Source organism: Catenulispora sp. MAP12-49 (genome assembly GCF_041262705.1).
Lineage (GTDB): Bacteria > Actinomycetota > Actinomycetes > Streptomycetales > Catenulisporaceae > Catenulispora.
On the sequence record NZ_JBGCCP010000004.1, the window covers coordinates 138,875 to 160,287 of the forward strand.

The 21,413-nt window shown below is 69.8% G+C and carries 21 protein-coding genes and 2 pseudogenes; 13 read left to right on the forward strand and 10 right to left on the reverse strand.

Annotated elements, in window-relative coordinates; all coding sequences use genetic code 11:
• Positions 1-72 precede the first annotated feature (72 nt).
• Together ABIA35_RS10690 and ABIA35_RS10695 are read right to left on the reverse strand one after the other, a co-directional pair.
• Positions 73-720, reverse strand: a complete 648-nt coding sequence (locus ABIA35_RS10690; RefSeq protein ID WP_370334190.1) for a hypothetical protein — start codon at positions 718-720, stop codon at positions 73-75.
• 72 nt (positions 721-792) lie between these two features.
• Complete coding sequence (locus tag ABIA35_RS10695; protein WP_370357712.1) at positions 793-1,044, reverse strand: hypothetical protein; 252 nt, start codon at positions 1,042-1,044, stop codon at positions 793-795.
• A 284-nt stretch (positions 1,045-1,328) separates the two neighbouring features.
• Here ABIA35_RS10695 and ABIA35_RS10700 point away from each other — a divergent pair, with 284 nt between their 5' ends.
• Positions 1,329-2,117: a sirohydrochlorin chelatase gene (locus ABIA35_RS10700; protein WP_370357713.1), complete on the forward strand. Its 789-nt coding sequence runs from the start codon at positions 1,329-1,331 to the stop codon at positions 2,115-2,117.
• A 57-nt stretch (positions 2,118-2,174) separates the two neighbouring features.
• Here the strand turns inward: ABIA35_RS10700 and ABIA35_RS10705 are convergent, their stop codons facing one another.
• Both ABIA35_RS10705 and ABIA35_RS10710 read right to left on the reverse strand, forming a co-directional pair.
• Positions 2,175-3,398 (reverse strand): aromatic acid exporter family protein, encoded by a 1,224-nt coding sequence (locus ABIA35_RS10705; protein ID WP_370357714.1) that lies wholly within the window; start codon positions 3,396-3,398, stop codon positions 2,175-2,177.
• Between the two features lie 30 nt (positions 3,399-3,428).
• Positions 3,429-4,916: an MFS transporter gene (locus tag ABIA35_RS10710; protein WP_370334194.1), complete on the reverse strand. Its 1,488-nt coding sequence runs from the start codon at positions 4,914-4,916 to the stop codon at positions 3,429-3,431.
• 469 nt (positions 4,917-5,385) lie between these two features.
• Here ABIA35_RS10710 and ABIA35_RS10715 point away from each other — a divergent pair, with 469 nt between their 5' ends.
• The 4 genes and pseudogenes from ABIA35_RS10715 (at position 5,386) to ABIA35_RS10730 (ending at position 9,860) form a co-directional block, all read left to right on the forward strand.
• Positions 5,386-6,927, forward strand: coding sequence for a trehalose-6-phosphate synthase (locus ABIA35_RS10715; RefSeq protein ID WP_370357715.1), 1,542 nt, complete (start codon positions 5,386-5,388; stop codon positions 6,925-6,927).
• Positions 6,927-7,760: pseudogene (gene otsB / locus ABIA35_RS10720) on the forward strand (trehalose-phosphatase); the annotation flags it as partial. The gene ABIA35_RS10715 and the pseudogene otsB, both read left to right, overlap by 1 nt.
• A 106-nt stretch (positions 7,761-7,866) precedes the next feature.
• On the forward strand, positions 7,867-8,805 hold the full coding sequence (locus tag ABIA35_RS10725; RefSeq protein WP_370334197.1) for a UTP--glucose-1-phosphate uridylyltransferase: 939 nt from the start codon (positions 7,867-7,869) through the stop codon (positions 8,803-8,805).
• A gap of 278 nt (positions 8,806-9,083) precedes the next feature.
• Positions 9,084-9,860, forward strand: coding sequence for a hypothetical protein (locus ABIA35_RS10730; protein ID WP_370357716.1), 777 nt, complete (start codon positions 9,084-9,086; stop codon positions 9,858-9,860).
• A gap of 148 nt (positions 9,861-10,008) precedes the next feature.
• Here the strand turns inward: ABIA35_RS10730 and ABIA35_RS10735 are convergent, their stop codons facing one another.
• A complete protein-coding gene (locus tag ABIA35_RS10735; RefSeq protein WP_370357717.1) occupies positions 10,009-10,944 on the reverse strand; it encodes a LysR family transcriptional regulator in 936 nt (311 codons plus the stop codon).
• A 71-nt stretch (positions 10,945-11,015) separates the two neighbouring features.
• Between ABIA35_RS10735 and ABIA35_RS10740 the strand changes: the two genes are divergently transcribed.
• The gene (locus tag ABIA35_RS10740) at positions 11,016-11,411 is read left to right on the forward strand and encodes a RidA family protein (protein WP_370334200.1); all 396 of its coding nucleotides are present in this window, start codon (positions 11,016-11,018) and stop codon (positions 11,409-11,411) included.
• Here the strand turns inward: ABIA35_RS10740 and ABIA35_RS10745 are convergent.
• Both ABIA35_RS10745 and ABIA35_RS10750 read right to left on the reverse strand, forming a co-directional pair.
• Positions 11,408-11,611 (reverse strand): hypothetical protein, encoded by a 204-nt coding sequence (locus ABIA35_RS10745; protein WP_370357718.1) that lies wholly within the window; start codon positions 11,609-11,611, stop codon positions 11,408-11,410. The genes ABIA35_RS10740 and ABIA35_RS10745 overlap by 4 nt on opposite strands.
• Before the next feature lie 29 nt (positions 11,612-11,640).
• A complete protein-coding gene (locus ABIA35_RS10750) occupies positions 11,641-12,018 on the reverse strand; it encodes a CBM35 domain-containing protein (RefSeq protein ID WP_370357719.1) in 378 nt (125 codons plus the stop codon).
• Between the two features lie 22 nt (positions 12,019-12,040).
• Here ABIA35_RS10750 and ABIA35_RS10755 point away from each other — a divergent pair.
• Positions 12,041-12,184: pseudogene (locus tag ABIA35_RS10755) on the forward strand (ricin-type beta-trefoil lectin domain protein); the annotation flags it as partial.
• A 108-nt stretch (positions 12,185-12,292) separates the two neighbouring features.
• On the opposite strand, the gene ABIA35_RS10760 reads toward ABIA35_RS10755, so the two are convergent.
• Positions 12,293-12,562 (reverse strand): hypothetical protein, encoded by a 270-nt coding sequence (locus ABIA35_RS10760; RefSeq protein ID WP_370357720.1) that lies wholly within the window; start codon positions 12,560-12,562, stop codon positions 12,293-12,295.
• A gap of 621 nt (positions 12,563-13,183) precedes the next feature.
• Between ABIA35_RS10760 and ABIA35_RS10765 the strand changes: the two genes are divergently transcribed.
• The gene (locus ABIA35_RS10765; protein WP_370357721.1) at positions 13,184-14,389 is read left to right on the forward strand and encodes an alpha/beta hydrolase family protein; all 1,206 of its coding nucleotides are present in this window, start codon (positions 13,184-13,186) and stop codon (positions 14,387-14,389) included.
• 65 nt (positions 14,390-14,454) lie between these two features.
• Here the strand turns inward: ABIA35_RS10765 and ABIA35_RS10770 are convergent, their stop codons facing one another.
• Complete coding sequence (locus ABIA35_RS10770) at positions 14,455-16,785, reverse strand: PAS domain S-box protein (RefSeq protein WP_370334204.1); 2,331 nt, start codon at positions 16,783-16,785, stop codon at positions 14,455-14,457.
• 277 nt (positions 16,786-17,062) lie between these two features.
• Between ABIA35_RS10770 and ABIA35_RS10775 the strand changes: the two genes are divergently transcribed.
• The 5 genes from ABIA35_RS10775 to ABIA35_RS10795 all read left to right on the forward strand — a co-directional run bounded on the left by ABIA35_RS10775 (position 17,063) and on the right by ABIA35_RS10795 (position 20,576).
• Complete coding sequence (locus ABIA35_RS10775; RefSeq protein ID WP_370334205.1) at positions 17,063-17,284, forward strand: hypothetical protein; 222 nt, start codon at positions 17,063-17,065, stop codon at positions 17,282-17,284.
• Between the two features lie 92 nt (positions 17,285-17,376).
• On the forward strand, positions 17,377-17,967 hold the full coding sequence (locus ABIA35_RS10780) for a carboxymuconolactone decarboxylase family protein (RefSeq protein WP_370357722.1): 591 nt from the start codon (positions 17,377-17,379) through the stop codon (positions 17,965-17,967).
• Positions 17,968-18,118: 151 nt separating this feature from the next.
• Entirely contained in the window at positions 18,119-18,385 is a 267-nt protein-coding gene (locus ABIA35_RS10785) for a hypothetical protein (protein ID WP_370334207.1), read from the forward strand.
• The gene (locus tag ABIA35_RS10790; protein ID WP_370334208.1) at positions 18,382-19,869 is read left to right on the forward strand and encodes a hypothetical protein; all 1,488 of its coding nucleotides are present in this window, start codon (positions 18,382-18,384) and stop codon (positions 19,867-19,869) included. The genes ABIA35_RS10785 and ABIA35_RS10790 overlap by 4 nt, the downstream gene beginning before the upstream one ends.
• The gene (locus tag ABIA35_RS10795) at positions 19,866-20,576 is read left to right on the forward strand and encodes a TIR domain-containing protein (protein ID WP_370334209.1); all 711 of its coding nucleotides are present in this window, start codon (positions 19,866-19,868) and stop codon (positions 20,574-20,576) included. Before ABIA35_RS10790 ends, ABIA35_RS10795 begins: the two co-directional genes overlap by 4 nt.
• Before the next feature lie 57 nt (positions 20,577-20,633).
• On the opposite strand, the gene ABIA35_RS10800 is transcribed toward ABIA35_RS10795, so the two are convergent.
• On the reverse strand, positions 20,634-21,278 hold the full coding sequence (locus ABIA35_RS10800) for a macro domain-containing protein (protein ID WP_370357723.1): 645 nt from the start codon (positions 21,276-21,278) through the stop codon (positions 20,634-20,636).
• Positions 21,279-21,413: the final 135 nt, after the last annotated feature.

The following is a 21,413-nucleotide window of genomic DNA, read 5'->3' on the forward strand; positions in this document are numbered from 1 at the left end:
GGGGCTGTGGCGTTGTCGCCGCGCTTCATGTCCCGATTGCCGAAGTTCATGCGTGCCGCGCGGCGGCGGGGCTCAGTCCCAAGTCCTGTTGACCCCCGGTTCCTCAAGCAGACTGGCCCGCACAGCCCGCCCGAGCCCCAGCGTCTCGCGCCGATTGAACAACGCGCCGAACGCGGCACCGGCCAGCAGCGGCGCCAGGGAGAACGCGCTTCGCCCGGCGCGCGCGGCCACCCTGCGCGACAGCTTGCGCTGGAGCCGGGAACCGGCCGTGAGGACGAGCCCGGCCGGCGCCAACACCGCACTGCGCCGTTCTCCCCACGCCACGGTGTACGCGGTCATCCGCCGCGGCGCCGGGCCCGGAACGGCCAGACCGTAGACCTCGTGCAACTCGGCGACGAGCTTGATCTCTATGGCCACCGCGGCCACGGTCTCGGCGGCGAGCTCCAGGGGGAACGCGGGCACGACCGGCAGCACGGCCCACGCCCCGACGGCCGCACCGGCCCCCGAGGAGGCGCGCGCCGCCGTGCTGATCAGCCGTTCGGCGACCTGGTCCGGCGACAGGTCCGGATAGTGCGCGCGCAGCGTCGCGCGGTCGCGGACCGGCAGCTTGCGGGCGCGGGCCAGGACCTGGTCCAGGAGCGCGTCCGCGGATATCCCGACCCGGCTGCGCAGGCTGCGGTCGTCGTTCCCTGACGTCTCGAGCGCCTTCGATTCCGCCACGCGGACCCCCCTCTTCCAGTGCTTGGCACTGTTACCCCGGATTGTCTGGACGACGCGATCACCTCAGTGCCCTCAGTGCGAGGGCGGTTCCTCGGCCGTCTCCACAGCGGCCGGGGAGTCGGGGAGTATCTGGTCGTGCAGGGTCGCCTTCGCCCGCGCCACGTCCCGCCGGGCGGAGTCCATCACCTCGGCGGTCTCCTCCGTCATCTCCTCAAGGTGTTCCTTAAGGTGTTCCTCGGACGGCGGAGGTGTCTTCGGGCGGTCGGTGCGCTCGGTGCGGTCGTCGCGGTCGTCGCGTTCGCTCGTCTCCGGTCGGGAATTCATCGCCGGCTCCCTTCGTGGTGGGCGGCCCCGGTCCCGCTCCTGGTGACCCCGATCCGGGGCGGCAAACCCGGTGGCCCCGGCGGACCCGATCGGGCAGGTCGGAGTGCCGGACGGCGGGTGTGATGTCAATCTCAGAATTGTCACCCGTTTGTGTCATCGGCCGGTGCGCTCGCCGGGTCGACGATATATACATGATCTGTGATAACTCAGCGCGCCGAGGATTCAGTCCCTGCTGACGGCGAGCCGCACCCCGCGCTTGGCGGCGGGACGGCCGGGTCCCGACGGTGACGCTCCCGGGCAGCAGTGAGGCCGGCCGGGCCGCCGTGGTCATCGTCGGAGGCCACGAGGGCGGCGCCACCGTGGAGGTGGAGCCGCTGGCCGAGCGCGGGCCGCTGTTCCGCTCGGCGTCGGCGCGCCAGCCGCTCGACGAGGTCGTGCGTCAGGCCCTTGACAGGACCGATCTGCCGGTGTGCGTGGTGCCGATGACGCTGGGCCGCGACCCGCAGCTGGTGGCCGACGCCGCCCGCACGCTGATGGTGGTGGCCGACGGCGCCGCCGCGGGCCGGGTGTTCCTGGCCGAGCCGTTCGGGACCGCGACCCTGCTGACCGGCTGGCTCCGGGTCGCGGTGGCCCAGGTCGCCGACCCGGTCCAGGCCAAGGACCTGGCGGTCGTGCTGACCGCCAAGGCCGCCAACAAGTTCGACGACGCCGAGCTCTTCCGGATCGCCCACCTGGTCCGGGTGCAGGCCGAGGTCCCGTGGGTGGAGGTCGCGCTGCGCGGCGGCGACCCGAGCCTGGCCGAGGTGCTGGAGCGCTGCGAGCAGCTCGGCGCGGCGCGCGTCGCGGTCATCCCCGCCGACTTCGGACCCGGCAGCGGCGTCCCCAGGCCCCGGGTCATCGACGGCGGGCCGCTGCTGAACCCCTCGATGATCTCCGGCATGCTGGCCACCCGCGTCGGCGAGGCGCTGGCCAAGCTCAGCCGGGGCGACGACGGGATCGCCGCCGGCCTGGACGCCGACCACGACCACGGACACGGCGGGACCGCCTGGCACGAGTCGGATTCCGACGCCTGACCGGCGCCGCTGGAACTTCGGAGCCTAAGAACCACAGAACTTCAGAACCTCAGCCGGTCAGCCCGCCGGACGCCGCAGCCGCTCCATCCGCGCGAACCGCTTGAGCCCGGCCAGCCGCTCCTTCCTCGCGTGCCGCGCCGCCGCGGCCCGGTCCAGCTCCTCCATCAGGCGCTGCGAGCGGTGCTCCAGGTCCATCTCGTCGAGCATCCGGTCGATCTCGGCCAGCAGCGACCCGTACAGCTGCCAGGCGTAAGGGTGCTGCTGGACGGCTCGCAGCAGCAGCTGCGCGACCGGCTCCCGGCGGTCCCAGGCGGCCGACAGCTCGGCGGCCAGCCGGTCCTCCGCCACCTCGGCGTTCTCACTGACCGGCGTCGTCACCAGCACCGCGTAGCTGACCAGGGCCGCGCCCACGTCGGCCAGCAGCTCCTGGAGCGCCTGCGCGGTGTCGGCGGGGAACAGCGGCTCGCCCTGCTCGCGCCGCTTGGCCAGGTCGGTCATCGACCGGGCCAGGACCCGCACCACGACCACGCAGATCTCCAGCGTGTCCAGCCCCGTGCGCAGCACGATGCGGGCCAGCAGGCCCTCGCTGATCCTGGGGTTCAGCCGCAGGCTGTCCTCGGCCTGGCGCAGCGCGGCGTCCACGTCGGTGACGGCCTGGTCGAGCCGGCGTGCCTCGTGCAGCCGGTCGGCGGCCTGGTGGACCGGGACCGGGTTGTCCAGCTCCTCGCCGATGCTCAGGAGCAGGTTCCGGGTACGGCGCGCCAGCCCGACGATCGACTCGGCGGCCGGATCGACCCAGACCGGCGGGGCGAGCAGCACGTTGAACAGCAGCCCGACCCCCGCGCCGATCAGCGTCTCCAGCACCCGGTCCCACGCCTGGGACGCCAGCTGCGTCACGCCCAGCACCAGCATCGCGCTGATCGCGACCTCGTTGACGAAGTCGCCGACCCGGATCATCTCGCCGACGGTGAGCGAGGCCAGGATGATCAGGCCCAGACTCCACCAGGACAGGCCCACCACGATGCTGAAGCCGACGGCGATCAGCACGCCGGCCACGACGGCGATCACCCGTTCGACCCCGGTGGTGAGCGTCGAGTACAGCGTCACCTGGACAACGAGCAGCGCCGTCAGCGGCGCGGTCAGCGGGGCCGAGGAAGAACTCAGCTGGAGCGCGACGGCGTAGGCGATGACCGCCGCCGCGGTGGCGCGCAGCGTCCACATGACCACCGGGTCGTGGCGGTATCGCGCCAAGGAAGCCACCCGGGCCGGGATCCGCGGCATCCGCTACAGCCTTCTCGTCCGCCGGTCCGGCTACGCGCTCGCCGCGGAAGCGGCACCGCTGCTCGTGCCCCGGGCCGAGATCGGCGGCGCGACGTTCTCCAGGGACTGGCGTTCGGCGTTCACCCCGAGGAACCAGCCGACGGCGCCGCCGATCATCATGATGACCGCGCCGATGACGTAGCCCCAGAACAGCGGCACGCGGTCCGGATGCGGGTTGTTCTGGCCGCCGATGAGGTGGCCGAACAAGAACGGTGCGACCACGCCGCCCGCGCCCTGGGAGATGGCGAAGAAGAAGGAGATCGCCTGGGCACGCAGCTCCAGCGGGAAGATCTCGCTGACCGTGAGGTAGGCCGAGGACGCGCCGGCCGAGGCGAAGAAGAACGTCACACACCAGAACGCCGTCTGCGTCGTGGCGTTCAGCACACCGGCGCGGAAGAAGAACGCTGACACCAGCAGCAGCACCCCGGAGAGCCCGTAGCTCAGCAGGATCATCTTGCGCCGCCCGACGCTGTCGAACAGTTTCCCCAGCAGGAGCGGTCCGGCCAGATTGCCCAGGGCGAACGGGAAGAAGTAGTAGCTCGTGTGAGCCTTCGACACGCCATAGAAATGCTGGAGCACCAAGGCGTAGGTGAAGAAGATCGCGTTGTAGAGGAAGGCCTGGGTGACCATCATCGAGAAGCCCAGGATGGACCGCCGCGGGTACTGCCCGAAGAACACCCTCGCCATCTGCGGGTAGCTGATGCTCTTCTCAGGGGTGATCTCCAGCGCCTGGCTGTCCGGCACCTCCTGCAGCCGCACCCCGTCGGCCTCCACGCGGGCCTCGATGTCGTCGACGACCTGTTCGGCCTCCTCTTGGCGGCCGTGGGTCATGAGCCAGCGCGGGCTCTCCGGGATGTGGCGTCGCAGGAAGATGATCGCGATGCCGATCGCCGGGCCGATCAGGAACCCGATCCGCCAGCCGATGTTCTGCGGGACCGCGTCGGAGAGCAGGAACAGGTTCGCGGCCGCGCCGAGTGCCGCGCCGCCCCAGTAGGTGCCGTTCACGGCGATGTCGACGCGCCCCCGGTAGTGGGAGGGGATCAGCTCGTCGATCGCGGAGTTGATGGCGGTGTATTCGCCGCCGATGCCGGTTCCGGCGATGAACCGCAGGATCAGCAGGGACCACAGGTCCCAGGAGAAGCCGGCCAGGCCGCTGGCGACCAGGTAGATGCCCAGGGTGATCATGAACAGCTTGCGGCGTCCCAGCCGGTCGGTGATCCGGCCGAAGACCAGCGCCCCGACTACTTCACCGGCCAGATAGACCGACCCGACCGCGCCGACTTCGGCGTTGGTCAGGCCCAGCGAGCTCTGGTAGCCGGCCTGGGAGACGATCTGGATCTCCAGGCCGTCCAGGATCCACGACACCCCGAGTCCGACGATGACAAGCCAGTGAAATCTGCTCCACGGCAGCCGGTCCATGCGCGCGGGAACCAGGCTGCGATGAACTGTTCCGGTCGGTTCTCCCGCGACAGTACTCATCACTTGACCTCTCGAATCGACCCGGCGGCGACGGCAATGACCGACAGATGCCCGGCTTATCCGAACCGAATCGGGAGGGTCACCCGTTTGTCACGCCGTGACGACGCGTGATCCAGTCCGTTTGAAGTTGCCGGTGCTGGGCACTCTGAACCCTTACCGCGACTGTGGCCATCCACTGGCCGTCGTGCCGCGGAAGAAGGGGATGCGTGAGACCTGTGAGCACTGGCGTGGTTCCATGCCCTGCCACCGCACCGAACGGCCGAACCGCCGACGACCGGACGCCCGCCTTCCGGGCGCTGGGGATGCGTGTCGCGCGGCGGATGCCGAGAATCGATTCCGGAGTCCGAAACCTGCTGAAGACCGACATCGGCCCGAGCCCTGCCGGCGGTGACCCGAGCCCTGCCGGCAGTGACTCGCCACCTCGCGGCATCTGCCGGGGGCCAGTAGCGATGGATGAGGCGATTGGCGCGTGGGAGTGAGTACGGTGCGCGGTGCGGAGTTCCTGGTGGTCGCCAACCGGCTGCCGGTCGATTTGGAGCGCCTGGAGGACGGGACCGAGCGGTGGCGTTCGAGCCCGGGCGGCCTGGTCAGCGCGCTGGAGCCGTTCCTGCGCAGCCGCAAGGGCGCCTGGGTCGGCTGGTCCGGGCAGCCCGATCTGGACGTGGAGCCGTTCGAGGACGAGGGCCTGTCGATGCACCCGGTGCGGCTGTCCGGCGCTGACATCCGGGACTACTACGAGGGCTTCTCCAACGCGACCTTGTGGCCGCTCTACCACGACGTCGTGGTCAAGCCGGTGTTCGAGCGCGCCTGGTGGGACCGGTACGTCGAGGTCAACCAGCGCTTCGCCGACGCCGCCGCGGCCGCCGCCGGCAAGGGCGCCACGGTGTGGGTGCAGGACTACCAGCTCCAGCTGGTCCCGGCGATGCTGCGCGAGCAGCGTCCGGACCTGCACATCGGCTTCTTCCTGCACATACCGTTTCCGCCGGTCGAGCTGTTCATGCAGCTGCCGTGGCGGACCGAGATCGTACGCGGGCTGCTGGGGGCCGACGTCGTCGGGTTCCAGATGCCCCTGGGTGCCCAGAACTTCCTGTGGCTGGCCCGGCGCCTGCTCGACCTGGAACCGTCCAGGGCGGCGGTGAAGGTCCGCAGCCGCCCCGGATCGGTGCCGTTCGAGGGCCGCCACGTCCGGGTCGGGGCCTTCCCCATCTCGATCGACGCGGCCTCCTTCGACGCGATGTCCCGGCAGCCCGCGATCATCAAACACGCCCAGCAGTTGCGCGCGGAGATGGGCGACCCGGAGCACCTGCTGCTGGGCATCGACCGGCTGGACTACACCAAGGGCATCGACGTGCGGCTGCGGGCCCTGCGCGAGCTGCTGGTCGCCAAGCGCGTGGACCCGGAGAGCGTGGCCATGGTCCAGCTGGCCACCCCGAGCCGCGAGCGCGTCGACCAGTACATCGCGATGCGCCGCAGCATCGAGGAGCAGGTCGGGCGGCTCAACGGCGAGTTCGGCCGGGTCGGCCGCCCGATCGTGCACTACCTGCACCAGCCGGTGGGCCGGGAGGAGCTCGTCGCGCTGTACGCCGCGGCCGACGTCATGGTCGTCACGCCGCTGCGCGACGGGATGAACCTGGTCTGCAAGGAGTACGTCGCCACCCGCCGCGGGCTCGACGGCGTGCTGGTGCTCTCCGAGTTCGCCGGGGCCGCGACCGAGCTGACCAGCGCCGTGCTCGTCAATCCGCACGACCTGGACGGCGTCGCCCGGGGCCTGGAGCGGGCGATGACGATGGACCCGATGGAGGAACGCTCCAGGATGCGGACGATGCACCGGCAGGTGATGACCCACGACGTGGACCGGTGGGCGCGATCGTTCCTCGACTTCCTGGATCCCGAGACGGCCGAGTTGGGCGAGCACACTGCCGACCACACCGGCGACCACGCCGCCGAGCACGCCGCCGAGCACGCCGCCGACCACGCCGCCGACCACGCCGGCGCGGAACCGGCCGCCTGATGGCCGCCGAGACGCTGTCCGCACCGCTGCGCCAGGCGGTCGCGGGCCTGGCCCGCACGCCCCGGCTGCTCGTGGTGTGCGACTACGACGGCACGCTCGCGCCGATCGTCGAGGACCCGGCCAAGGCGGTTCCGCGCCCGGAGGCGATGCGGGCCCTGCGATCGCTGGCCGAGCTGCCCGACACGAGCGTCGGGCTGATCTCCGGCCGGGCCCTGCGCGACCTGGCCGCGCTGTCCGGGCTGTCCGGTGCTTCGGGGTCGAACGGGCCGTCGGGGTCATCCGGGTCGTCCGGGTCATCACGGTCATCCGGGGCGTCGTCCGGGGTGCACCTGGTCGGCAGCCACGGAGCGGAGTTCGACGCCGGGTTCGCCGACGCGCTGGACGACCAGGCGCAGGCACTGCGTCGCAAGCTGGAGGCCGGCCTGGAGGAACTCGTCGGGCACGCGCCCGGCGTGTTCCTGGAGACGAAGCCGGCAAGCGTCGCGGTGCACGTGCGCCGCGCCGAGCCCGCGGTCGGGGAGTCCGTCCTGGAAGCGGTCCGCTCCGGCCCGGCGCGCTGGGCGGGCATCCACGTCACCGAGGGCAAGGCCGTGATCGAGCTCGCGGTCCTGGAGACCGACAAGGGCGCGGCCCTGGACATGCTGCGCCGTCAGGCCGACGCCACCGCGGCGCTGTTCGTCGGCGACGACGTCACGGACGAGAAGGCGTTCGCGCGCCTGGCCGGCCCGGACGTGGGCGTGAAGGTCGGCCCCGGCCGGAGCCTGGCCGAGTACTCCGTGCCGGACACCGCGGACGTCGCGGTGATGCTGGCCGATCTGCTGGCGCAGCGGCAGGCCCGGCCGGGACACGAGACCGTTTGACATGCACGAGACTGTTTGAAGAGCCTCAAGCAGGACATGCGACGGACCTGAATTGCACTGACGCTACCGGAGGTATTCGATGACGCAGGCGATCCGAAGAGCCGTGATTCCCGCGGCCGGCATCGGCTCCCGCCTCCTGCCCCTCACCAAGGCCATCCCCAAGGAGATGCTGCCGGTCGGCGACCGGCCGGTGATCGAGCACACCGTCCGCGAACTGGTCGCATCCGGCATCACCGACATCACGATCGTGGTGTCCGGCGGCAAGGATCTCATCCAACAGCACTTCCGCCCGAACCCCGCCCTGGTCGACCAGCTCCACGCCGAGAACAAGCACGCGTACGCCAAGGCCGTGCAGGACGTCGCGGAACTGGCGCGCGCCGGGCACATCACGTACCTGGACCAGCAGGGCCCGTACGGCAACGGCACCCCGGTCCTGAACGCCGCGCGCGGCACCGGCGACGAGCCGATGCTGGTGCTGTGGCCGGACGACGTGTTCGTGGCCAAGGTCCCCCGCGCCCAGCAGCTGATCGCCGCCTACGAGAAGACCGGCTGCCCGGTCCTGGCGCTGATGCCCATGAAGCGGGAGGACTCCGGGCGCTACGGCGTTCCCGAGGTCAAGGAAGACCTCGGCGACGGCCTGCTGCGCATCAGCAGGCTGCTGGAGAAGCCCGAGCCCGACATCGCACCGTCGGAGTACGCGGCCATCGGCGGGTACGTGGTCACACCGCCGATCGTGGAGGAGATCGAGGCCATCACCGAACGCTGGGCGCAACACCAGACCGGCGAGGTCTACCTCACCGACGCGATCAACGCCTATGCCGCCACCAGAGCCGTCTACGGACAGGTCATCGACGGACACTGGTACGACACGGGCAACCCGACGGACTACCTCGTCGCGCAGTTCGCCTCAGCGCTCGCGCACCCCGACTACGGGCCGGTGCTGCGCGAGATGGTGCGCGACCACGGGGGTTCGGAGCATGCGGGTTCTGAGCACGGGGCGGCTCAGCAGGGTTCGTAGGCCCTCCAGCTGTCAGCCGAAGCCGCGACAAAGGCGCTGCCTTGGTCGCGGCTTCGGCATGCTCGGTCATTCGTTCAGCAGGGTGATCATAAATGCTCGATTCCTGCGAAGTGTTGACAGAATCGCGCATCGGCAGTCAACTGACAGCGGATCGATCCGTCTTCACCCCTCGTCAAGGTCCGCATTCTCGCCACAAGCCCCGGCGGGTCGCATCGACAGTGCGACCCGCCGGTCCGAGGCGCGGCCCTGACCCCGCTGCTGACGAAAGGATCACCACCATGTCCAGAACCAGACTGGCGCGTGCCGGCGCCGCCGCACTGACCATCGTGACCATCGGGGCACTGACCCTGTGCGGCACCACCCCGGCCTGGGCCGACGTCGCCGGCGGCAACGTCCTGCTCAGCTGGTCCCTGCCGGGTGTGCCCTCCGGCGGGGTCGCGAACATCACGTTCCCGATGACGGTCAACGAGGCGACCCGCCACGCGGACGGCACCTACTTCGCCGCGCAGTTCAACTTCACCAACGCCCCGGACGTCGGCTACATGGGCCTGCAGCCGCGTCCCGATGCCAACGGCCAGGAACGCCTGCACGCGGCCTTCTCCAGCTTCAACGCCGGCACCACCTCCGACGACCCGCAGTGCTCGAACGGAGCCGACGGCGGGGCCGGCGTCAGCTGCGCGACCGAGTTCGACGCCGTGTACGGGGACGTGTACGACCTGACCGTCACCCAGACCGGCCCGGACACCTGGACCGGAACCGCGACCGACACCGCCACCGGGGCCGGCGCGCACATCGGCACCTACACGCTTCCCAGCGGCAGCGGCGGCCTGGCCGGATCCCAGGTCGGCTTCACCGAGGACTACCTCGGCGTGCCCAGCTGTGCCCAGTCACCGCGCATCGACGTGGTCTTCGGCGACCCCACTTCCACCGACGCCGGCGGCCTCACCGGCACCATGCAGGCGGACTACGAGTACAACGGGTGCCTCGGGCAGGCCGACTACCAGGCCGCCAACTCGAGCGACGGGGCCCACGTCACGCGCGGGTTCATCTCCTAGGCGAGGCCTGGGCGAATTCCGGGCGATCCCGGGCGGGCAGGCCTCTGCGCGCCACGAACGTGGCGACATTGCGCTGCACGCACTGCCGCATCAGCCCGCCATAGGGGCCGTCCTGGAGCTGGCGGCGCGGACGAGGGTCGGTGCGGCCTTAGCCGACGGCTTCCCCGCGGTCGTCGTCGGCTTCGAGGGCGGCGGCCGCCAGGACCGCCTGTAGCTGGGCAAGCAGGGGGCTGTGATTGTCGTGCGCCTGGGCGACCGCGACCCGCGTCGTGCGGCCGCCGGTGGCCAACGGCCGGAAGGCGACGCCTTCCAGGCGCAGCCGGGCGATGCTCTCCGGAGCGATCGACACGCCGACCCCGGCCTGCGCCAGCGCGCAGACGGTCAGCCATTCCACGGCTTCCTGAGCGACCTCGGGCACGAACCCGGCGTCGGTGCACAGTCCGACGATCTGATCGTGCAGCCCCGGGCCGACGCGCCGTGGGGGCAGGACGAATGACGAGCCCGCGAGCTGCGCGGCCTCGACGAACTCCTGCCGGGCCGAAGCCAAAGGATGCGCGGCGGGCAGCACCGCCACGAAGTGTTCCCGCAGCACCGTGTGGAACTCCAGCCCCGGCTCCTCCCCGGGTTCGCGGACGAGTCCGACGTCCAGACTCCCGTCCCGCAGCGCTGCCAGTTGCGGCGTGGTGGTCATCTCCTGGATGTGCAGTCGCACGGCGGGGAACTGATCGCGGAAACGCCGCAGCAGCGCCGGCAGCGCGGTGAGCGCCAGCGAAGCCGCGAACCCGATCCGCAGGGTCCCGGCACGGCCCTCGCCGACGGCCCGCGCGGCGCTCACGCCGTCGGCCAGCAGGGCCAGGGCGCCGCGGGCGGCCGGCAGCAGTTCCTCGCCGGCCGGCGTCAGGGCGACCTGCCCCGGCGCCCGGCTGAAGAGCGGATGCCCGACCCGGCGCTCCAGCCGCTGGATCTGCTGGCTCAGCGGCGGCTGCGCGATGCCCAGGCGCGCGGCGGCCCGCCCGAAGTGCAGCTCCTCGGCGAGGACCACGAAGGCGTGCAGCTGGGGGAGGGGCAGGTCGGGGCGGTCCATATCTCTAGAGATATCAGATGTGGCCAATCTTGGTATTGGACGTATCACCGCTGGCTGCATAGCTTTCCGTCATGACCGAAAGGCAGACGATTCTCAGCGGCTCGACCTTCGAGGAGCACATCGGATACGCCCGAGCCGTGGTCGACGGCCGCGACGTGCACGTCTCCGGCACGACAGGCTTCGACTACACCACGATGTCCATCTCGCCGGACGTGGTCGAGCAGGCCGGACAGTGCCTGCACAACATCGGCGCGGCCCTGGCCGAAGCCGGAGCCGGCTTCGCCGACGTGGTGCGCGTGCGCTACCTGCTGCCGGACCGCGAGGACTTCGAACCCTGCTGGCCCACCCTGCGCCGCTGCTTCGGACCGGTCCGCCCGGCCGCCACCATGATGGTCTGCGGGCTTGCCGATCCGCGGATGAAGATCGAGATCGAGGTCTATGCGCGCCTGCCGAGCGCTGGGTGTTAGGAAGCCCATAGCGTCACGAAGTCCAGTTCCGCGTAGCCGGTCCCCTTGCCGAGCACGACGTGGTTCACGCCCCCGTTCAGCGTCACCGGGACCGTGGTCAGCTTCTCGACCTGGTCCTGCGCGGCGGTGCCCAGCCAGGCGCCCGTCGGCTGGTACGTCGCCGAGCCCTGCGACTGCCCGTTGACGGTGAGCGTGGACACTGTGCCGGTCGCGTTCGAGTAGCCGGTGCTCAGCGTGTAGGTCCCGGCGACCGGGGCGTCGACGGCGACCAGCCGGCGGTTGTATGGGGGTAGGTCACAGAGCCCTGCGACTGTCCGTTGACGGTGAGCGTGTGGGTGGCTCCGGCCGTCCCGGTGCCGTTCGCGTAGCGCACGGTCATGGCGTAGATGCCGGTGCTCGGCGCGTTCACCGTGAAGCCCACGCTGCTGTCCGCGTTGTCGATGCCGCCGACGTAGGCGCCGTTGGAGGCCAGGACGCCGTCGGCGCCGGAGTGCACCGTGACGTCGTGCAGCGCCGCGTTCTCGGCCTCGTAGTCCGTCGGGTACGAGCCCGCGGGGCCGGCCGGGGAGATGACGATGCGGTAGCCGTCGTACCCTTGGTCGTGCAACGGCTACGGCGCCCAGCAGTGGACGGCGCTGCCCGATGGGAACCTGGTGAACCCGGAATCAGGGCGCTGCTTGGACGTGGACGCCTGGGCTACGGCCAACGGCAGCCCGGTGGAGATCTGGGATTGCGGCGCCAACCAGTCGAACCAGACCTGGCACTTCAGCTAGCGCGGGCCTGAAGCAGACCGGAAAAGGCAGGATACTGATACGCGCCTGAGAGCGTGTTGTCTTCCGAGCGGAAGACAACACGCTCTCAGCCGGAACCCTATGGTCCTCTTAGCGGATTACGGGGCCTACGGACGTCGTCCCCTGGCCACCGCTGATCACTATGCTAAAGCCGCTTCCGGTAATGCTGGCCCCGTGCGGGGCGGTAAATGTATGGCCGGGGCAGTAGTATGCGGTGTGCGCCGCAAGCGGTTGCTGTGCCGTGCCGTTGGTGAAGCCCAGGCAGAAGCCGTAAGCCGTATCCTCGATATTGTTTACATAGGAGGCTGACGTGGTGTTGATCTGCCGGGCTGAGCCGGAGGTGTTGTTGACGATCGTCACATCTTGATAAGAGGCTCCGTCGGATGCCAAGACTATGCACGTACGGCCATAGATTCCGACGGAGTCTATGGTGACGGTCCCCCCGCACGTCCAGTTACTGGGCTGACTCGTGTAGACGTGGTATGCCTGGTAATTCGGATTGGAACTGGCGCTGGCCGGCGTCGCCATGGCAACGCCGAGTGTGGTTATCGCGCCGCTGACGGCGAGGGCGAAGAAGCGCTTTTTGGTGGAGGCTCGCAATTGAATGGTCCCATCTGTGCGTTGGTGAATCGTGCGTTGGTAAATCGTTCAAGCGGCCGGCTTCATTCCTGATGATCTCGAATTTGCGGTAGGGCATCAATCGTGGAAACCGTCCAGTAACCTCCCGAAACCTTGTCGCGCGGCGATCTTGACTTTCGTGTGACAGAGTGCTGACATGGGGTGGACTGGAGTCAGTGCCGCTCGCCTGAGGAGCTCCTTACGCGAGCGGCGGTCCGCACCGCCGGCATCGTCGACGGTGCCCGCATACTCCCGGGGGACGACTCCGGATGACCCCGGTACACCCCGGGGCCGACCCGCCGCAGATCATTGACACCCGTAGGCCGATTCGAAAGCGGGGGCGCGGAGTCTAGCGTCGGCTCCATGAGACACCAACGCCGTATCAGCTCTGTGACAGTCCTGGCGCTCGCCACCCTCGTGACCGGGACCGGCGCCGGATTCGCCGCCACGGCCACACCGTCGGCCACACCGGTGGCCACGCACGCGTTCGACACCGCACCGGCCACGGCCACCGCGCCCACGAAGTCGTTCCAAGGCGCGCTCCCCGCGCCGACCGGCCCCTACGCCGCCGGCGAGGACGTCATCCACCTCACCGACTGGAACCGTCTCGATCCGTGGGTGCCCTCATCCGGCCCCCGCCAGCTGGCCGTCACGATGGTCTACCCGGCCGTCCCCGGGACCGGGACTCCGGCCCCTTATATGACCCTCGCCGAGGCGGCCGGACACATCCAGCAGGCGAAGATACCGGCGAGCTCCGGCATCACCCCGCAGAACGTTGCCGGCATCACCACTCACGCCTTCGACGATGCGTGGCCGCAGAGCGGCAAGTATCCGCTGGTGGTCCTCTCGCCCGGATTCGGGGACCCGCGCATGATGCTCACCTCGCTGGCGACCGAGCTGGCCAGTCACGGCTACGTCGTCGCGCTCGTCGGCGACACCCACGGGGACAGCGGCGAGACGCTCGCGGACGGCCAGACACCGCCGTGCGCGATCTGCGATGACCCGAACCTCGACATGGGCACGGTCACCGCCAGCCGCGCGCTGGACGTCTCCTTCGTGATCGACCGGTTGACGCATGGCAACAGCGCGTGGCCCCTGGCACACCTCATCGACAAGCACGAGATCGGCATGGCCGGACACTCCATCGGCGGAGCGGCGGCGGCCACCACGATGATCGCCGACCCGCGGGTACTGGCCGGGGTGGACATGGACGGAGCCTTCTACCCGGCTCCGGTGCCCGGCCAGATCAACCGGCCGTTCCTCATGCTGGGCAGGGCCGGCGTCCACTCGGCCGGCGGTGGCGACGCTACATGGGGGCAGACCTGGACCGCCCTCGGCGGCTCCAAGAAGTGGCTGGCGGTCACCGGCGCCGACCACCCCAGCTTCACCGACGTGGACCTGCTGGAGCAGGAGGCCGGTTACCCGACGCCGCCCCTGGACCCCGAACGTGGAATCGTGATCACCCGCGAGTACGTGACAGCGTTCTTCAACCAGACGCTGAAGGGGATCCACAGCCCGCTGCTGGACGGTCCCTCGCCGAACTATCCGGAAGTACTCTTCCAGCCCTAGTACAGCGCCGCGTTGATCCGGTGGTCGGGCATCCGAGCAGCCGATTCAAGATGGTGGATCCTCCTTCAAGGACTCGACACCGTGAACCACACCGTCTTCCCGTTGTTGGTCGGCCGCACGCCCCAATCCTCGGAGATCGCGTCGACCAGACTCAGCCCGCGCCCGGACTCGGCATCGGCGCCGGCGTTCAGGCATCGCGGCTTGCGGGTGCTGTGATCGGTGACCTCCACGGTCAGGTGGGCGCGGGTGCGCAGCAGGCGGAGCCTGATCGGGCCGTGGCCGTGGCGGACCGCGTTGGCCAGTACTTCGGACGCCAGCAGGACGGTGGCGTCGCAGGTGTCGGCGTCGTCGCAGTTCCAGGAGCGCAGGGTGGCCTCGACGTAGCGGCGGCCGGCCGGGACGGCGTCGGGGGCGGAGGGCAGGTCCACGGCGGCGGAGGCGGTCGGTGTGGGCGGGGTGCGGATCAGGACCAGGGTCACGTCGTCGCCGGGGTGGCCGACGTCGTCGAGCAGTTCGGCGACGACGGCCTCGGCGGTCTTGTCCAGGGGCAGGCCCTCGGCGGCGCAGTCGGCCAGGGTGCGGGTCAGGGCACTGATCTGGTGCTCGATGTCGCTGCGGGGCGTCTCGATCAGTCCGTCCGTGTACAGCGCCAGGACCGCGCCGGAGGGGATGGTGACCTGCGATTCGCGGTGGGTGATGTCGCCGACGCCCAGCGGCACGGAGACCGGTGCCGGGAGCCAGTAGCCGTCGGCGCCGTCGGGGGCGATGACCAGGACCGGCAGGTGCCCCGCCGAGGACAGCACCGTCTGGCCGGTGTCGGGGTCGATCACCAGGTAGCAGCAGGTCGCCATCTGGTCGGGCAGGTCGGCCACCACCGCGTCCAGGTACCCCAGCAGCTGCCCGGGCGGCATCCCGGTGCGGGCCAGGGCGTTGGCGGCCGAGCGCAGCTGGCCCATCACCGCGGCGGCGTCCAGGCCGCGGCCCATCACGTCGCCGATGAGGACCCCGGCCCGGCCGTCGGTCAGCGGGATCAGGTCGAACCAGTCCCCGCCGACGCCGGCGCCGACGGTGGCCGGCAGGTAGCAGCTGGCGGTCTCCAGGCCCGGGATCGGCGTCGGGGTGCCCATCAGGCTGCGCTGCAGGGTCAGGGCTATGTGTTGCTGCTGCTCGTACAGACTCCTGAGCTGCTCCTGGGTCCGCTTGATCTCCGAGACGTCCCGCACGATCGCCGACGCGCCGACGATCGTCCCCTCCGGCTCGCGCACCGGCCACAGCGTGGTGTCCACGTGCAGCATCCGGCCGTCCTTGGCCATCCGCATGGTCTCGAAGTGCTCGATCTTCTCGCCCTCGGACAGCCGTCGCAGCAGGTCGGAGATCTCCGGCTCGCGCCCGGGCGGGGCCAGGAGCGAGATGTGCCGGCCGATCACCTCGGCGGGGGAGTAGCCGTAGAGGCGCTCGGCGGCGTCGTTCCAGAACGTGATCCGGCCGTCCAGCGACTTGGTGATGATCGCGTCCTGGGAGGAGGAGGCGATGGCGGCCAGTTCGTGGACCTTCTTCTCGGCGGCTTTGCGGTCCGAGACGTCGCGGACGGCTGCGGAGTATAAGCGGCCGCCGTCGGCTTGCAGCGGCGACAACGAGATCTCGACCGGGAACTCGGTCCCGTCCTTGCGCAGCCCGTACAGATCCAGGCCGGCGCCCATCGGCCGCGGCTGCGGGCCCTCGGCGAAGCCCGAGCGGTGCGCGGTGTGCCGCTCGCGGAAGCGCTCGGGGACGAGCACCTCGACGGGGCGGCCCAGCAGTTCGGTGCGGTCATAGCCGAAGAGCTGCTCGGTCTGGGCGTTCACGAGCTGGATCGTCCCGGTCCCGTCGACGATCACCATGGCGTCCGGTGCCGACTCCAGCAATTCCCTGAATCGCTGCTCGGCAGCCTTGCGGTCCGAGACGTCGCGGACGGCTGCGGAGTACAGGCGGCCGCCGTCGGCTTGCAGCGGCGACAACGAGATCTCGACCGGGAACTCGGTCCCGTTCTTGCGCAAGCCGTACAGATCCAGGCCCGCGCCCATCGGCCGCGCCTGGGGACCTTCGGCGAAATCCGAGCGGTGCGCGGCGTGCCGTTCGCGGAAGCGATTGGGGACCAGCAGTTCCACCGGCTGCCCCAGCAGCTCGGTGCGGGCATAGCCGAAGAGCTGTTCGGTCTGGGCGTTGACCAGCTGGATCATCCCGGTCCCGTCGACGATGACCATCGCGTCCGGCGCGGACTCCAGCAGTTCCCTGAAACGCTTCTCGTCCCAGGCCCCGTGGTCGTGGGCGACGTCCGTGCTCGCACCGCAGGTACAACGACCACTGCGGTCCGAACGCGCATGAGGTAATCCGGACTCCGCGGAGACGGCGTTCATGGAACTCCTCAAAAAGCTGTACATCTCCTCACACGTTCGCGCGAACGCCGGAGGAGATGCAGCTGGTCGAAGTCTGGTGGCAGGCGGCGATGCGCCGCGTTCGCAACGCTACCGTGCTCGACCGGTTACGGTGCGCGTTCCGGGCAATCGCAGCGGACTGGGCCTTCGTGACAACTCCTAGGGGACATCCCTCGTTCTGCCGACCAATCCGGGGGCGCCGCAGCCGCGTATATACGAAGACGAGTTTTCGAACCTTGGTGTCGAGACGGAGGAGAGCATGGCCTTGGAGAACGGATCCGTACGCGCCGAACAGGTCACCGCCGGCATGGATCTGCTGTGCCGCGGCGCCTGGCGGCCGGTGCTGGCCGACGCCGATGTGGTGGCGGTCAGGAGTGGGAAGCGCGCGCGGATCGTCGTCGGCAGAGCCGGTACCGATGTCACCGACACCGTCGACCTGGTCGCGCACTCCATGGTCCGGGTCCGGCCCGGGCAGTCGTAGCCGGTAGCGAGCCCGTATCGTTGGTCAAGATCCTGACCCGCCGGGGTCCGGAAGGCCCACGGAAAGACCCACGGACTCAGGGGGCTGCCGCGATGAACGAAACCGCCCGTCCGCTCGGGGGACGGCTGCCGCTGGCCGACCCGGCGGCGCTCGCCCCCGCGCAGCGCGAGCTCTACGACCAGCTGATCAGCTCGTGGGTGGTGTTCACCGACAAGCTGGGCATCCAGTCGACGACCCAGGACGGTCGCCTGATCGGCCCCTTCAACGCGCTGCTGCTGCACCCCGAGGTGACGGCGAAGCTGTTGGAGTTCCAGGCCGCCGAGTCGGCGAACACCGGGCTGACGCCGACCGTGCGCGAAGTGGTGATCATCGTACTGGGGTCGGTCTACGGCGCGGACTACGAGCTGTACGCGCACGAGATCGTCGGGCGGGCCGTCGGGCTGGCGGACGACCAGGTCGCGGCGCTGGTCGGCGGGGACATCCCGGAGGACCTCGGCGAGCACGAGAAGCTCGCGGCACGGCTCACGCGCGCGGTGGCGACGCGTCATCACATCGACGAGGAGCTGTACCGGGCGGCGGAGTCGGCCTTCGGGGCGAAGGGCCTGTTCGACATCGCCGCGGTGATGGGCGTCTATCACACGGTGTGCACCATGCTCACGCTGTTCGAGGTGCCGGCGCCGTAGGCGTCAGGCCGCAGGAAGCGCTCCGGAAGCGCTGACGCACTTTCGCCGGAAGTGACGGAACTGGTCCCATGCCTTTCTCGGTCTGGGACGATGGCCGTCCCGATGAATCAGCCTTCTGATTCACTTTCCGCAATGTGCGTGAGGAGTAAACATGGACGTACGAACGTCCGCCTCCGTCCGGCATGAGCCGGAGGTGTTCGGCGACCCCAGGGCCGGCCACTCCTATCCGGCCCCGATGTTGTGGCCCAGGTCGAACACGCTGCGGGTGGGCGCGGCCGTGCTCATCGCGGTGGTGCTCGGCGTCGTCATCGTGCTCGCTGTGCGGCCGTGGGATTCGAGCTCCCCGTCCTATGACGACAACTACAACTACAACAACCCTTACGGGCAGGGCGCGGCCGTGCACGGGGGTCTGCGATGACCTCGCATCGGAACCTCTCCCAGAGCGCCGCGACCCGGCTGATGTGCGCCGGTACGTACTCCGACCCGGGTTTCAGGAAGCGGGTCATCGAGGAGTTCAGGACCTTCGCGCACCGGATCGCCCCGTCCTACGGCTACGACGCGGTGCCCGTGGTCGCCCACGCCCTCTCGGCCCAGCAGCTGCGCTCCATGCAGGTCGGGCTCACCGGCTGCGGCGGCGCCGTCATCGCGGTGCTGTGGATGGCCGGTCAGATCGACCTCATCGCCGCGCTGCTGTTCATGGCCTTCGTGGCGTGGACGCTCTCCTTCCTGCGGCGCCTGGTGGTCGTCGAGACCATGGCGACCCGGTTGCGGGCGGAGACGTTCACCGGCGCCTGTCCTCGGACCTCCGCCCTGACCCCGGACCTCGTCGACCGGGTGGCGCAGGAGCAGGCGGTCGACGGGGTGATCTACTACGGCGGCTACAAGCCGTTCGTCGGTGCCGGGGTGGACGTCAAGGAGTGGTCCAACGCCCAGGTGCTCATCCCCGCGCGGCACGATCCGCTGGCCTCCGTCATCGGGAACCGGAACGGCGACACCCTGCCCGGGCCGCGTGGGAACGGCTCGGAGTCCGGGCAGATCATCCCGTTCAAGGTCGAGGACATCACGTCGTTCGTGGAGAAGCGTCTGACCGCCGTGCTGCGTGAGGAGGCTGCCGAGGACCGCAAGGTGGAGGGTCTGACGATCGAGCGCCCGCAGTACCGGAAGGCCGTCGGCTACGGCACACCCCAGGGAGACGGATCGGTCAGTTTCGAGACGATCCACTGGCGCGAGAACTACGACGCCGCCCGTGAATACCTGTGCGTCCGTGTCGGCTCCTGGAACCAGGAACTGGTGACGTCCATGTTCGTGGGCTTCGATCTCAAGGGCGACACCCTCTACACCGAATTCCACACCTACGTCCTTCCGCCGATCAGAGCCGACTTCCACCTCGTCGATCAGTTGCCCCCGGTTCTGGGACCCGGCGTCGTGATGCGGGCCGCCTGGCACGCGCTCAAGGCGGTCGTCGCCGAGGCGTTCGCCCCGGTCGCGGCGCTGCTGCAGGCCGTCGGGCGCGGTCTTGAACGGCGGAAGTCGGGCGGCGCCGGTGAAGCCGCGTACAGCGAGCTCAACCTGTCGGCGTACACCGTGCCCGTCGCCGGCCGCGGCGCCGTGGTCAGCCTGCGCGAGCTGGCCGCCAGCCCGGTGTACCACCACTTCTTCCAGAAGCGGGACGCGGGCAAGTACACGAAGATCGTGGAGCGCTGCCTGCTGGAGGCCATCGAGTCCTTCCTGCGCGACCACAACGTCGACCTCGCCGACCACGCGGTGTTCCAGAACACGATCCTCGGCGACGTCATCGCCCACCACGGCAGCGGCCACATCAGCAGCCGGAACAGCGGAACGCAGACGCAGGGCGACCAGTCGCCCGTGAATGCCCGGGCCGGCAAGGGCGGGCCGTCATGAGCGAGCACGGCTCCGTCACCCACCACGGAACCGGGAACATCAGCGTCGGCAACTCCGGCACTCTGAGCCAGGGCGATCACTCACCGGTCAACGCGCCGCCGGGAGGCGCCGCCGCCCAAGGTCTCGCGCCGTCGCAGAGCCAGACCGGGGCAGCGGCCGCGAGCCCGGACAAGAGCCGTAACGTGTTCGTCGTACACGGCCGCGACATGCAGGTGGCGACCGCGATGTTCGATCTGCTCCGGGCCCTGGACCTGGTTCCGCTGGAGTGGGAGCAGCTGGTCGCCGCCACCGGCCATGCCGTCCCCTTCCTCGGAGACGTCGTTCACCGGGCCCCGAGGCAGGCGCAGGCCGCGCTGGTCCTGTTCACGCCGGACGACGTCGTCATGCTCCATCGCGACCTGCACGGACCGGGCGAAGCCCTCCACGAGACGCGCCGGACGTGCCAGCCCCGGCCGAACGTGCTGATCGAGCTCGGCATGGTCCTGGCGGTCTATCCGGAGCGGACCGTCCTGGTCGAGGTCGGCGGGATCCGGCCGATCGCCGACATCGCGGGCCGCAACTTCATCCATTTCGACGGCTCCCAGCACGCGGTGTGGAAGCTCGCGGACCGCTTGAAGGTGGCCGGCTGCGCGGTCGACGACAGGGCACTGCGGCAGTTGTCCGTCGAAGCGTTCCAGGGCTGGGACGCCTACGAACGGCACCCCTGAGCGCGGGGGGTGCAGGCCGGCGCAGCCGGGTTTCGGGCTGGTCCCGTCCTCGTCTTCTCAGGCTCGGGACGGCCCGGAACCCAGAGAGCCGAGGAACGCCTCGGCCTCCCGGAGATCGATCTGCCGGAAGACCTCCGGCCGGAGCACGATCCGCAGCTCGCGGCAGATGCGACGCTGGCGGGATCTGGTCACGAACGACAACAGGAGCAGCCGGAGCAGGCTCTCGGCATCGAGGAAGTCGATCCGGGAGAGCCCGTATCCGATCAGCGGCAACGCCAGCCGCTCGTGCTGGCCGTGGCGGTAGACGGCGTCCCACAGCCGCTCCAGGCTGAACCAGAGCTCCTCGACGCCGGACTCGGCGACGCAGTCGTTGCTGATCCGGCTGTAGGCGACGGCGAAGACCAGCCGAGGCCGCTCGCCCAGGACGGCGACGGTGCCGAGCTCGTAGCGACTCAGCTTTCCCACCGGCTTGTCCGCCCGGTCCTCGACGACCACCGGTCTGGCCTCCCGCAATCCCGTGTCCAGGTCCTTGTCCAGCAGCAGCACCTTGCCGTTGTACCGGCGCCGGAGCAGCTGGCCCTGCAAGCTGTCCGGGTTGACCACGGCGCCGCCGGCGACGCAGGTGTCGAAGGTGTCCGAGAAGCCGACGACCAGATGCCCCTCTTCCTCGAACAGGTCGCCCGGCACGATCGAGACGGACATGTCGGGCAGGGAAAAGGTTCGCCGCACCTGCTGTCTGGGCCACGAGCGGAATGTGCCGAACGCCAGACAGAACGCCAGCGAGACGATGGTGACGGGTCCGGGGTCGGAGAGCGCGCGCGGAAACAGCTGACCCAC